9 protein-coding genes are annotated in these 13,216 nt (G+C 36.4%); 6 read left to right on the top strand and 3 right to left on the bottom strand.

Annotation, left to right across the window (positions count from 1 at the left end):
* Nucleotides 1-54 precede the first annotated feature (54 nt).
* Nucleotides 55-465 (bottom strand): BrxA/BrxB family bacilliredoxin, encoded by a 411-nt coding sequence (locus CBG49_RS09085; protein WP_009751177.1) that lies wholly within the window; start codon nucleotides 463-465, stop codon nucleotides 55-57.
* A gap of 115 nt (nucleotides 466-580) precedes the next feature.
* Between CBG49_RS09085 and CBG49_RS09080 the strand changes: the two genes are divergently transcribed.
* From CBG49_RS09080 to CBG49_RS09065, 4 genes are all read left to right on the top strand, one after another.
* Nucleotides 581-1,849 (top strand): acetyl-CoA hydrolase/transferase family protein, encoded by a 1,269-nt coding sequence (locus CBG49_RS09080; protein ID WP_088594244.1) that lies wholly within the window; start codon nucleotides 581-583, stop codon nucleotides 1,847-1,849.
* Nucleotides 1,850-1,876: 27 nt separating this feature from the next.
* The gene (locus CBG49_RS09075) at nucleotides 1,877-2,419 is read left to right on the top strand and encodes a DUF4199 domain-containing protein (protein ID WP_088594243.1); all 543 of its coding nucleotides are present in this window, start codon (nucleotides 1,877-1,879) and stop codon (nucleotides 2,417-2,419) included.
* 149 nt (nucleotides 2,420-2,568) lie between these two features.
* Nucleotides 2,569-3,708 carry a heparan-alpha-glucosaminide N-acetyltransferase domain-containing protein gene (locus CBG49_RS09070; protein WP_088594242.1) on the top strand — a complete coding sequence of 380 codons (1,140 nt, stop codon included), beginning with the start codon at nucleotides 2,569-2,571 and terminating at the stop codon, nucleotides 3,706-3,708.
* Nucleotides 3,705-5,606 (top strand): S9 family peptidase, encoded by a 1,902-nt coding sequence (locus CBG49_RS09065; RefSeq protein ID WP_088594241.1) that lies wholly within the window; start codon nucleotides 3,705-3,707, stop codon nucleotides 5,604-5,606. Before CBG49_RS09070 ends, CBG49_RS09065 begins: the two co-directional genes overlap by 4 nt.
* Before the next feature lie 122 nt (nucleotides 5,607-5,728).
* On the opposite strand, the gene CBG49_RS09060 is transcribed toward CBG49_RS09065, so the two are convergent.
* Complete coding sequence (locus CBG49_RS09060) at nucleotides 5,729-7,351, bottom strand: IS1182 family transposase (RefSeq protein ID WP_227002861.1); 1,623 nt, start codon at nucleotides 7,349-7,351, stop codon at nucleotides 5,729-5,731.
* Between the two features lie 174 nt (nucleotides 7,352-7,525).
* Nucleotides 7,526-8,599 carry a peptide chain release factor 1 gene (prfA, locus tag CBG49_RS09055; RefSeq protein WP_009413103.1) on the bottom strand — a complete coding sequence of 358 codons (1,074 nt, stop codon included), beginning with the start codon at nucleotides 8,597-8,599 and terminating at the stop codon, nucleotides 7,526-7,528.
* Between the two features lie 172 nt (nucleotides 8,600-8,771).
* On the opposite strand from prfA, the gene fumC reads away from it, so the two are divergent.
* Complete coding sequence (gene fumC, locus CBG49_RS09050) at nucleotides 8,772-10,169, top strand: class II fumarate hydratase (RefSeq protein WP_009413104.1); 1,398 nt, start codon at nucleotides 8,772-8,774, stop codon at nucleotides 10,167-10,169.
* Between the two features lie 96 nt (nucleotides 10,170-10,265).
* Entirely contained in the window at nucleotides 10,266-13,193 is a 2,928-nt protein-coding gene (locus CBG49_RS09045; RefSeq protein ID WP_088594240.1) for a M16 family metallopeptidase, read from the top strand.
* Nucleotides 13,194-13,216 lie beyond the last annotated feature (23 nt).

Below are 13,216 nucleotides of genomic sequence, written 5' to 3'. Positions count from 1 at the left end.
AGGGCTGTCCAATTGAGGACAGCTCTTTTTTAATAACATACAATAAACATTTAGTTAACAAAATTCATCATAAGCTTGTTGAAGATTTTCAGCAATTACTTCTGCCATACGACCTTCAATATGATGACGCTCTAACATATGCACCAATTCTCCATCTTTGAATAAAGCAATACTTGGAGAAGAAGGAGGAAATGGTAACATATATTGGCGTGCTTCTTCCGTAGCTTCTCTATCAACTCCTGCAAAAACTGTAGTGAGATGGTCAGGTTTTTTAGCATTTTGTAAACTATAAAGCACAGCAGGGCGTGCATTACGAGCCGCACAACCACAAACAGAGTTCACTACTACAAGGGTAGTTCCCTTTTGTTCAATAGCATTTTTTACAGCTTCAACTGTTTTTAATTCTTGAAAACCAACGTTTGTTAGTTCTTCTATCATTGGTTTTATCAATTCAGGTGGATACATAATATTTCATTTTTAAATTGGGTGCAAAGGTAATAAAAAAAAATATATCACAAATTATTTTGTCAATTAGAAATTATGTTGTACTTTTGAGCCACTGACTAAACATTAATTTTAAATGAAAAAAATTACAACTGCCGAAGAAGCTTTAAAAGTAGTGAAAAGCGGTGATTTTGTCTATATACACGGAGGAGCAGCCGTACCTGAAATATTAGTAGACGCCCTTGTAGCACGAGCACCCGAGTTAAAAAATGTTACCATCGGGCATATCCATATAGAAGGAGATGCCCCTTATGCCGACCCTAAATATAAAGATAGTTTCTATATAGATTCTTTCTTCCTTTCTAAGAATGTCCGACATATAATAAAAGCAGGTAATGGATCATATACACCTATTTTTCTAAGTGATATGCCATTACTATTCGATCGCAAACAGGTGAAAGTAGATGTAGTACTTATACAAGTATCGCCCCCTGATAAATTTGGATTCTGCTCTATGGGAGTGAGCGTAGAGGCTTGTAAATCGGCCATTCGCAATGCTAAATGCGTTATAGCAAAAGTAAATAAGAAAATGCCACGCGCTTATGGCGATGCTCTTGTGCATATAGATGAAATAGACTATTTGGTAGAACAAGATGCTCCTATTTTTTCATTACATCTTTCAGAACCCAATGCTATAGAAAAGCAGATAGCCCAACATATAGTACCCCTTATAAAAGATGGCAGTACTTTACAATTGGGTATTGGAAATATTCCAAATGCTACTTTAGGTGAAATGGGACACCTTAAAAATTTAGGTATTCATACAGAACTTCTTACTGAAGGAGTGCTTGATTTGGTAAAAAAAGGAGTTATTAATGGCTACGAAAAGAAAATTGATAAAGGTAAAATCATAGCTTCATTTGCGATGGGGTCACAAGAGTTATACGATTTTATAGACCATAACCCTTCAGTAGAAATGGCAGAGGCTTCATATACCAATGAAGTATCTGTTATTCGTCAGAATCCCAAGATGATTTCTATCAATTCGGCTATAGAAGTAGATATCACAGGACAAGTATGTGCAGACTCTATAGGTAGCACTATCTATTCAGGCTTTGGTGGACAAATAGATTTTGTGCGTGGAGCTATGCTAAGTGAAGGAGGTAAATCTATTATTACATTCCCTTCAGTAACTAATAAAGGGGAAAGTAAAATTGTACCTTTTCTCAAGCAAGGAGCAGGTGTAGTTACTACTCGAGCACACGTACAGTATATAGTAACTGAATATGGAGTTGCTGAACTGTTTGGCAAAAGCCTAAAAGAACGCGCTAAAGCACTGATAGCCATAGCGCATCCTAATCATAGAGAAGCTTTAGAAAGAGCAGCTTTTGAAATGTATAAATAAAAATTAACTTTAAATATTATTTCGCTTATGGAAACAAAAAATGTAAACTTCTTAAGTATTGCACTTAGAAATGGAATTTTATTAGGGCTTGCATCTGTAGCCTTTACCGTATTGTTATACATAACTGACTTTTTGTATACTGATAGCACTTTATTAGCTGTTATTACTTGGTTAATAAATATAGCCATTTCTGTAGTTTTTATTGTAATGGCGGTAGAACAATACAAAAAAGCTAATGAGGGCTTTCTCTCTATAGGAGAAGCTATTAAAGTAGGGGTACTGGTCGCTGTTATAGCAGGAGTGATTGGAGCTATTTACCAAGTGATATACGCAACTATTATTGACTCTGACTACTATGATAAGGTAGTAGAGGTTGCAATGAAGAAAATGAGTGCTATGGCAAATTTTAATGAAGAACAGTTAGAAGAATTCCAAGATAAAATGTATGCTAACAAACCTTCTATCGTTTCATCATTTTCTACTTCTATAATATTTTCGGCTATTGGAGGACTCATCATCTCAGCTATTGTAGGAGTTGTGAAGAAAAAAGAACAGCCAATGCCTCTTTAAAAAGCAACAAAATAACTTAAATTAGACTTTGCTAAAATCTAAGGATTTTAGCAAAGTTTTTTTGTTTATAAAAAAGACAAGTTCTTAACTATTACTTGCTAATTGTTAATTAATTTGTACCTTTGCAACCTCTTTAAGACATTATAAGTATGGAAAAAGTAAAGAAATTCAGACTTGATTTTATTGATGTAATTCGTGCCTTTGCTATTTGTATGATGTTACAAGGGCACTTTGTAAATGGACTTATTGCTGATCGTTATCGCGATGAAAACAACTTTATCTACTGGTTTTGGCATTATTGTACAGGTATTACCGCTCCTGTGTTCTTCACTGTTTCGGGGTTTATCTTCACTTTTTTATTGGTAAAAGAAAGTGATGCTACAAAAGTGGGGTGGAACAATCCTCGTGTGATGAAAGGTATTAGGCGTGGACTGATGCTCATCGGTATTGCTTACTTCTTGCGTATGAGTTTCCAAAGTGTAGATGTACTGCACTGTATTGGGCTTTCACTCTTGTTGCTTATCGCTACTTACTTACTTTCATATAACCGCAAGTCGTGGGTAATGCCTACGATATTGCTCACCACTACCCTATTGGCGTTCACTTTTGAGCCTTTTTACAAGGATTTGCGCTTTGATTCACTACCCTTGCCGATTGCTAATTATCTGACTCGTGTACACGGTAGTTTCTTTCCTATTTTTCCTTGGTTTGGCTATGTGTCGTTTGGAGGGTTTATGGGATATCTATTTCAGCGATATAAAAATCACCCTCACCTATACCGTAATGCTATTCTGCTATTTCTAAGCGTAGGAGCATTCTTGTTGTGGGGTTTTCACTTTATGATAGAACAACTGTTCTATATCAACCATTCGCCATTTTTTGAGCGATTAATGCAGGACTTTGCTTATTTACGTTTGGGGAATGTATTGCTTGTATTTGGTTTCTTTGCCCTAATGCGCAATGTGATTACTTCACAACTGATTAAAACTATTGGGCAAAACACCCTATCGATTTACGTTATACACTGCTTTATCATATACGGTAGTATTACCTCACACGGGCTTATACAGCACTTCGGAGGGCAGTTAAAACCTTATCAAGTGGTATTAGGAGCGCCTGCCTTTATAGCTGTGTGCGTATGGTTATCATTTATTTACAACCGGATAAAACCTGTTATCAAATCAGGGATTGCTTTTGTATTAAAAGAAATCAGAGCGTTTTTGGTAGAGAGTTACCAATTTATTGTAAAACTATTAGGAAGGCTTGTTGCCTTATTTGTTAAGGAATGAAAAAACATCTTATTATTTTAGCTTCGGTTATGGTATTTAATAGCATACAAGCACAACAACCTCTCACCCCCGAAAAACTATGGGAACTACATCGCGTGAATGGTATAGGTATTACCCCCGACCAGCAATATGTATTGGTGAGTGTGAGTACTCCAAATATAAAGGAAAATACTTTTAACAAAGAATACTATAAACTTGCCGTAAAAGGAGGTGTACCCATTCCTATAAGCAAAGAAGAGGTAGAAAAGCTTACGGCTAAACACAATACCGATAAAAGCCTAAAACTCACTCATAAGGAAGTAAAATTAAAGTCGGTTTTAGGGAAAGACTTCTATACCGACTTAGAAAAATCATCAGGGAAGCTGTACAGTAGCTTAGACCACCGCCATTGGGACACGTGGAATGAAGGCAGTTACAATCACGTGATGATAGAAGATAGTAAAGGTAAGCAAACCGATATAATGGAAGGACTGCCCTATTACTGTCCGCAGTTACCTTTTGGAGGTGATGAGGATTATATATGGAGTCTAGACGGTAAAAAGGTACTTTATGTTACGAAAGCCAAAGTAGGCACTGATTATGTACTAAGCACTAATACTGATATCTATGAGTACGACCTCACCTCGAAAAAAACAACAAACCTCACCGAAGGAATGATGGGGTATGACACCAACCCTCAGTATAGCAAAGAAGGCGTTCTTGCGTGGCTGAGTATGGCACACGATGGTAATGAAGCTGATAAAAACGACCTTTATATATTGAAGGACGGCAAGCGCATTAACCTTACAGCTAACTGGGATAATACTGTTTTCAGTTACCGGTGGAGCAACGATGGGAAGCAAATATACCTAATTGCGGCTACCCAAGGAACAGAGCAAGTGTTTGTATTAGCTCCTTTTAGTAAAGATACCACTCCAAGACAACTCACACAAGGGGTATTTGATGTGAATAGTATAGTAGGGCAAGCAGGAGACCAATTGGTTCTGATACGCACGGATATGAACCACGCAGCTGAACTGTATACTATCAATTTAAAAGAGAAAAAAGGACGCATAACACTATCACAGCTTTCACATTTTAATGATGAGCTATATAAAGGGATTGCTGAATGTCCTATTAAGGAGCGTATCATCAAAACTACTGACGGTAAGAGAATGCACGCTTGGGTAATTTACCCACCCAACTTTGACCCTAACAAGAAGTATCCTACCCTACTCTACTGCCAAGGAGGACCACAATCTGTTGTGAGCCAATTTTACAGTTTCCGTTGGAACTTTCAAGTAATGGCTTCGCAAGGTTATATAGTGATAGCTCCCAACCGCAGAGGATTACCAGGCTTTGGGGTAGAATGGAATGCGCAAATTAGTGGAGATTGGGGCGGACAGCCAATGCGCGATTACCTATCGGCTATTGATGATATTGCTAAGGAACCTTATGTAGACAAAGAACGATTGGGAGCTATAGGAGCCAGCTACGGAGGATATTCAATCTACTACTTAGCAGGTATTCACCAAAAACGTTTCAAGACGTTTATTGCCCATTGCGGAGTATTCAACTTACAAAGTATGTATGGTACTACCGAAGAGCTCTTCTTCAACAACAACGAAATAGGAGGTGCTTATTGGGATAAAAAGAACGCCGTAGCGCAAAAATCGTATAAAGAGTTCAATCCTATAGAGAAGATTACAGAATGGGACACCCCTATTCTCATCATTCACGGAGGAAAGGACTACCGAGTACCCGAAGAACAGGGATTCCAAGCTTTTACAGCAGCTCAACTGAGAGGCATCAAAAGTGAGTTACTTTATTTTCCTGATGAGAACCACTGGGTATTACAACCTCAGAATGGACTCTTATGGCAGAGAACGTTCTTCAAATGGCTAAAAGAAACACTATAACATAATGGAACAACAAATAGAAAAGAGGCTGTCCGAAAAGTTTAGTTTAAACTTTTAAGGACAGCCTCTTTTTTTTGAGGATTACTCTATGGTTGGCTAAAAAAAGATTGTTTTTAGAGTTCCTAAGCAGATTGGGCAAGGTAAAAAAATGAAAAAGTAGCATTTTGAGGTGTTTTTACCACATTTTCATTGCTTTTTGCTTCTTTTTTGGTAGTAGTCGCCTTATTGGATACTAATTTTCTAAAATTATGCCCAACTGCCATTAGTAAAAACTCCATTTCTACCTTTTCTTTGCCTCTATGTGTAAACCGATTGAACTTATTATTACTTTTTAGTTGACCAAATACTGCTTCTACTTCTATCGGTCGCTTACTGCGATGATACCGCCCTTTTTCACTCATTAATAAGGTTCTTGCTTCTGTTTTTAAGTGATTTAATCGATAATTAACCTCTATCCTTCGGTTGTCTTTTGCCTTATGACATAAGCCTCTTAGTGGACACCCCTCACACCTTTGTGCTTGATAATAAGTAACTTTTGATTCATATCCATTACTTGAAGTCCGTTTTCCTTTCCCTACATTGCTCAATTTCTGTCCCATTGGGCATACATAATAATCCTCTTTTAGATTATAGTACATATTCTGAACCAAAAAAGGATCTTCTTTTTGTTTTTTCTTCTGCTCTTTATGAAAATAATTGTACTTCACATAAGCCTCTATTTCTTTCTTTTTCAGCATTTGGTAGTTCTCTTCACTACCATAACCTGCATCGGCACATACCTCTTTGCTTTGTTTCTGATAGCTCTTTTCAAAACCATCTAAATGGCTCTCTAAAGTATTGGTATCACCTGGTGTTTGGTGTATACTAACGTGAGTAATAAACTGATTTTCAGTGGATATTTGAGCATTATAAGCTGGTTTGAGCTGACCGTTTTTCATATGGTCATCTTTCATTCGCATAAAAGTTGCATCTGTATCTGTTTTGCTATAAGAATTTCTATCTCCCATTATTTTTAGACTTTCTTCATATTTTTCTAACTTTGGAAGATGCTCATTTTGAAGTTTTTCTAACTCCTTAGCTTGTTTTTTAGTAGGTTCTTTTAGCCTTTTATTAATCTCAGCTAATTTCTCTTTAAGTTCTTTGGTATTAATTTCTTTAGGAAGTTCTTGCTTAATAATCTCTTGGTTATCTGATTGTATGCTATCTTCTATATCAGAGAGCACTTTATTTATTTTAGCCTCTAACTTCTCCTTGTACTTCTCTACAGAACCTCTCCACACAAAAGTATATTTGTTAGCAGCTGATTCTATTTTTGTACCGTCAATATACTGTACATCAAGGCTTAGATAACCCTCTTTTACTAAGAGTTTTACTATTTCAGCAAAAAGTTTTTGCAAAGAATCTTTCAAAATTTTACCTCTAAAGTCATTGATTGTTCTAAAATCAGGAGTTGTACCTCCTGCAAGATACATAAGGGGGAGATTTTCTTTGACAGCAATAGCCATTTTGCGGCAAGAATAAATGTTAGAAAGATAGCTATAGAAGATTATTTTTATCATTGTACGAGGGTGGTATGCAGAACAGCCTCCACCCTTATATTTTTGAATAATATCAGTTATATCTAACTGATTAACAACCATTTCTACTAATTTAGCAGGGTGGTTACTATCTAACTTATCAAAAATATTCTCGGGGAAAAGTGTTAAAAATTTGTAAGGTTCAGATTTAAATGATACTTTTGTCATTGTGTTTTTTTTAGGAACCACAAAGATACAACTTTTGTGGTAAAACACCAAATAATAAGAGGCTATCTGGCAAAAGATAGCCTCTTTTTTATTCATTGCTGATAATCAGCCTGTTAAAACTTTTCGGACAGGCTCTTTTCTATTTAGTAACACTATTTTTGTTATCTTACTTCTTTAAAACACATCACCTTCTTTGAGTTTTTCAGCGTTTTCAGCAAGTTGTAATTCATCAATAAGGCGTTGAACGTCTCCATTGATAACATTCTGTAAATCATAGAGAGTAAGCCCGATACGATGATCAGTTACGCGACCTTGAGGATAATTATAAGTGCGTATTTTAGCTGAACGGTCACCACTGGATACCATTGACTTACGGCGAGCAGAATCAGCTTCCATTTTTTTAGCAAGTTCTAATTCGTAGAGGCGAGAACGTAATACTTTCAATGCTTTTTCAAGGTTTTTGTGTTGAGATTTTTCATCTTGGCAACGCACCTCTATACCTGTAGGAATATGCTGGAGTTGAATAGCAGAATAAGTAGTATTCACCGACTGTCCGCCAGGGCCTGTAGAGGTTGTACGAATAATATTTACATCTGCCATATTGAGTTCTACATCAAACTCTTCAGCCTCTGGTAATACCATTACAGTAGCAGCTGAAGTATGTACACGCCCTTGTGTTTCAGTTTGAGGAACGCGCTGTACACGGTGTACTCCTGCTTCAAACTTTAAAGTACCATATACATTATCACCTGTAACTTCAAAAATAATCTCTTTGTAGCCCCCTGCAGTTCCTTCATTGAAATCCATTACCGAAGTACTCCAGCCTTTGCTTTGGCAATATTTAGTATACATACGATAAAGGTCTCCAGCAAAGATAGAAGCCTCATCTCCACCTGTGCCAGCACGTATTTCCATTACAGCATTCTTCGCATCTTCAGGGTCTTTAGGAATCAACATATATTTGATTTCTTCCTCTAATTGAGGTAAGCGTTCTTTGCTTTCTTCTAATTGTAACTTAGCCATCTCCACCATTTCAGCATCACTACCATCGGCAATAATTTCTTCAGCTTCAACAAGATTGCCAGTTACATTGATGTACTCTTCTCGTTTATCCATCAACTCTTTTAGATCTTTATACTCCTTATTAAGCTGAATGTAACGTTTTTGGTCGGCAATCACATCAGGTTGGATAATCAAATCCGATACCTCATCAAAGCGTTGTTTAACAATGTTTAGTTTATCAAGCATTTTATTCTGAATAATCTTTTTGAGGGCGCAAAGGTAGCAATTAATTAGCTAATTAGCAAATTACAGAATTATCATAACAAAAAATCTCTTAAAAAAATTTTAATATTTAGAAAATAAAATGTACCTTTGTAGCGTTTTTTAAAAGAAGATTATTTTAACTAATACAAACAAAATGAGTTATAGAATTGAAAAAGACACTTTGGGTGAAGTGAAGGTGCCAGCCGATAAATATTGGGGAGCACAAACAGAACGTTCACGCAACAACTTCAAAATCGGTGCACCCGCTTCTATGCCGATTGAAATTATCCGCGGCTTTGCCTATCTTAAAAAAGCTGCTGCCTATGCTAACTTCGATTTAGGCGTACTTTCAGCCGAAAAACGCGATGCTATTGCTCAAGTTTGTGACGAGATTCTCGAAGGCAAACTTGATGACCAATTCCCATTGGTAATTTGGCAAACCGGTTCAGGTACTCAATCTAATATGAATGTGAATGAGGTTATAGCCAATCGTGCTCAAGTGTTAGCTGGCAAACAAATAGGAGAAGGAGACCCCGTGTTAAAGGCTAATGATGATGTGAATAAATCACAATCGTCTAACGATACTTTCCCTACAGGTATGCATATTGCTTGCTACAAAATGGTAGTTGAAAAAACTATTCCTGGGGTTCAAAAACTACGCGATACCCTTGCCGCTAAAGCTGAAGCCTTTAAAGATGTAGTAAAGATAGGTCGTACACACCTTATGGATGCTACACCACTTACTTTAGGACAAGAACTTTCAGGCTATGTAGCTCAGCTTGATCACGCTATTCGCGCTATCAAAAATACTTTAGCACACCTCTCAGAACTCGCTTTAGGTGGAACTGCTGTAGGTACAGGGCTCAACACTCCTAAAGGTTATGATGTGAAAGTAGCTGAGTATATTGCTAAATTCACCGGTCTACCTTTTGTAACCGCTCCTAACAAATTTGAAGCTTTAGCTTCTCACGACGCTATTGTAGAAAGCCACGGTGCCCTCAAGCAATTGGCTGTATCATTAAACAAGATTGCAAACGACATTCGTATGATGGCTTCAGGTCCTCGTTCTGGTATTGGTGAAATTCTCATCCCTGCTAACGAACCAGGTAGTTCTATTATGCCCGGTAAAGTAAATCCTACCCAATGTGAAGCGATGACAATGGTAGCAGCACAAGTAATGGGTAACGATGTAGCTATTTCAGTAGGTGGTACTCAAGGTCATTACGAATTGAATGTATTTAAACCATTAATGGCTTCTAACTTCCTTAAATCAGCTGAGTTGTTAGGTGATGTTTGTGTATCGTTTGAAGAACATTGCGCAAGTGGTATCGAACCTAATTACAAACGTATTAAAGAATTAGTAGACAACTCGTTGATGCTCGTCACAGCTCTTAATACTAAAATAGGTTATTACAAAGCTGCCGAAATTGCTCAAACAGCTCACCGCAATGGTACAACCCTCAAAGAAGAGGCTGTACGCCTTGGTTATGTTACTCCTGAGGACTTTGATAAATGGGTGCGCCCTGAAGATATGGTAGGAAGCCTTAAATAATTAATAAGTAATAACTTATGTAACAAATAGAGGGTATCTGGAAACAACTTTTTAGATACCCTTTTCTTTTAATACACATTTTAAAACTATATTTTTATGCTGAAAAGAAATCTATTTTTATGGCTGTTTACTATAGCTATATCGTTCGGGGTTACTGCTCAAAACTACGAGTGGAAAGAAGCTCAAAGTGGCGGGTACACTTATAAATATGTTACCCACGATCCTACCAATGCAAGGTTTTATACCTTGAAAAATGGGCTTACAGTAATCCTAAGTCCTACTAATAAAGAACCCCGCATTCAGTGTTATGTAGCCGTGAAGGCTGGTAGTAAAACTGATCCTGCTACTCATACAGGACTTGCACATTATTTAGAGCATTTGCTCTTTAAGGGAACTGATAAATACGGTTCTCTTGATTGGAACAAAGAAAAGGTACAATTAGACAAAATTGATGCCCTTTATGAAGAGTACAATCACACCAAAGACCCTGCTAAACGTAAGGTTATTTATAAGAAAATTGATTCAGTATCGGGGGTAGCTAGCAAGTATGCAATTGCTAATGAGTACGACAAGATGATGACTGCTATGGGAGCACAAGGTACTAATGCGTTTACTTCTTTTGAGAAAACTGTTTATACTGATGATGTACCAGCAAATGCTATCAATAAGTATATTGCTGTACAATCTGAACGTTTTCGCAATCCTGTGCTTCGTATTTTCCATACCGAATTAGAAGCTGTATATGAAGAAAAAAATCGCTCTTTGGATAGCGATAATAGTGAAGTATTTGAAACTCTTTTCTCTGAGTTGTTCAAAAAACACAATTATGGCTTGCAAACTACTATTGGTACGGTAGAACATTTAAAAAATCCTTCATTAAAAGAAATTCGCAAGTACTTCCAAACCTATTATGTACCTAATAATATGGCAGTAATATTGGCTGGTGATTTCAATCCTGATAAAGCTATTGCCGAAATTGATAAGGCTTTTAGCTATATGCAACCTAAACCTGTACCTCAATATACTTTTGAGAAAGAAGCACCTATCACTGCCCCTATCATCAAAAAAGTAGTAGGTCCTGATGCTGAAAGTGTTTCTATAGCATTCCGTTTGCCAGGTAACCAAGATAAAGATGCTCTATTAGCTGATTTAGTAGGTGAAATCCTTACCAATGGCAATGCTGGGCTTATCGATTTGAATCTTGTAAAGAAACAAAAATTACTAAAAGCCAGTGCCTTTGCTTATACACTTATAGATTATGGAGTACTATATCTATCAGGAGCTCCTTTACAAGGACAGTCGTTAGAACAAGTAAAAGATCTTATGTTAGGGCAAATAGAAAACCTTAAAAAAGGTAATTTTGATGACGATCTTATTCCTTCTATTATCAACAATTTGAAAAAACAAACGATTCAAGCAACTGAATCTTATAGCAATCGCGCTAATATGTTGATGGCAGCTTTTACAGATAATCTCAACTGGAAAGACCAAGTAGCTTATGTAAATAATCTTTCTAAACTTACTAAAGCCGATATTGTCGCTTTTGCTAATAAATACTTAGGTAATAACTATGTGGCTATTTATAAAGAGAAAGGACAACGCACCAATGTAGAAAAAATTGAAAAACCTGCTATTACTCCTGTTGAAACTAATGCCGATAAACAATCAGCTTTTGTGAAAATGATCAACGAGATGCCAAGTACTCCAGTAGCTCCTGTATTCTTAAATTACAGTAAAGATTTGCAAAAAGGTAAATTAGGTAATGCCGAAGTATTGTATGTACAAAATAAAGATAATGAGTTGTATCGTTTGAGTTTCCGCTACAAAATAGGTTCAGCTAATGATTTGAAAATGCCTATAGCAGCCCAATACATCCAATTTTTAGGAACTGATAAGAAATCAGCTGAACAAATTTCAAAAGAATTTTATAAGATAGCATCCAGCTTCCAAATCTCTACAGAAGAAGAATATACTTATGTATCAATAGAAGGTTTACAAGAGAATTTTGAAGCTGCTGTTAAACTTTATGAAGATTTAGTTCTCAATGCTCAACCAGATGAACAAGTATTACAAGCACTTAAAGCACGTGTTGCTAAATCACGTGTAGATGTAAAAGCTAATCGTGGGGCTATTATGCAAGCACTTACTAATTATGCTCTTTATGGTTCTAAAAATAAGGTGAACAATGTACTTTCTAATGCCGAAATTAATACGATTAGTGCAAAGGAATTGGTAGATAGAGTTAAAAATTTGAACAATGTAGAGCAAACCGTTATTTATTATGGACCTGCTACACTTTCAGAACTTACAGCTAAACTAAAACCTTTGCATAAAGTACCTACTAAGTTCGCTAAAGTAGCTCCTAAAAAGGAGTTTAAACAAGTAGAACAGACTAAAAACCAAGTACTTTTTACTGATTATGAAATGGTACAAGCTGAAACACGCTGGGTGCGCAATACTGTTCCTTTCAACCCTGCTGAAAGTACTGTAATTAGTGCATTCAATAACTATTTTGGTGGAGGTATGGGGTCTTTGGTATTCCAAACCATTCGCGAAAGCAAAGCGTTAGCATATAGTACTTATGGTTATTATGCTTCACCAAGAAAGAAAACTGATAAATACTATGTGCTTGCCTATGTAGGTTCGCAAGCTGACAAATTTAAAGAAGCTGTTGAGGCTATGAATGAACTGCTCAATACAATGCCTGAATTACCAGCTAATCTCGAATTAGCCAAGCTACAAATCAAACAAGAAATAGAAACTGAACGTATTACTCAAGATGGTATCATTTATAGTTATTTAGCAGCAAAAGAATTAGGTCTTAAGGATGATATACGCAAGCAAGTATATCAAAATATAGATGGTATTACAATGAAAGAGATAAAAACTTTCCACGATAAATACCTTTCCAAAAAGCCTTATACTTATGTAATTTTAGCTTCTGAAAAGAAACTTTCAAAAGATGAACTTCAAAAAATAGGAGATTTCAAAAAACTCTCTTTAGAAGAACTCTTCGGATACTAAAAATAAAAACGAGGCTCATCAAA

This window comes from Capnocytophaga endodontalis (assembly GCF_002209445.1).
In the GTDB taxonomy this organism is placed as follows: domain Bacteria; phylum Bacteroidota; class Bacteroidia; order Flavobacteriales; family Flavobacteriaceae; genus Capnocytophaga; species Capnocytophaga periodontitidis.
The sequence above is the reverse complement of the archived record's forward strand: the minus strand, read 5'-3'. Positions and strand labels throughout refer to the sequence as shown.

Coding starts and splice junctions, on each gene's coding strand:
- CBG49_RS09085 (WP_009751177.1), bottom strand. CDS start 465: ATGTATCCACCTGAATTGATAAAACCAATGATAGAAGAACTAACAAAC.
- CBG49_RS09080 (WP_088594244.1), top strand. CDS start 581: ATGAAAAAAATTACAACTGCCGAAGAAGCTTTAAAAGTAGTGAAAAGC.
- CBG49_RS09075 (WP_088594243.1), top strand. CDS start 1,877: ATGGAAACAAAAAATGTAAACTTCTTAAGTATTGCACTTAGAAATGGA.
- CBG49_RS09070 (WP_088594242.1), top strand. CDS start 2,569: ATGGAAAAAGTAAAGAAATTCAGACTTGATTTTATTGATGTAATTCGT.
- CBG49_RS09065 (WP_088594241.1), top strand. CDS start 3,705: ATGAAAAAACATCTTATTATTTTAGCTTCGGTTATGGTATTTAATAGC.
- CBG49_RS09060 (WP_227002861.1), bottom strand. CDS start 7,351: ATGACAAAAGTATCATTTAAATCTGAACCTTACAAATTTTTAACACTT.
- prfA (WP_009413103.1), bottom strand. CDS start 8,599: ATGCTTGATAAACTAAACATTGTTAAACAACGCTTTGATGAGGTATCG.
- fumC (WP_009413104.1), top strand. CDS start 8,772: ATGAGTTATAGAATTGAAAAAGACACTTTGGGTGAAGTGAAGGTGCCA.
- CBG49_RS09045 (WP_088594240.1), top strand. CDS start 10,266: ATGCTGAAAAGAAATCTATTTTTATGGCTGTTTACTATAGCTATATCG.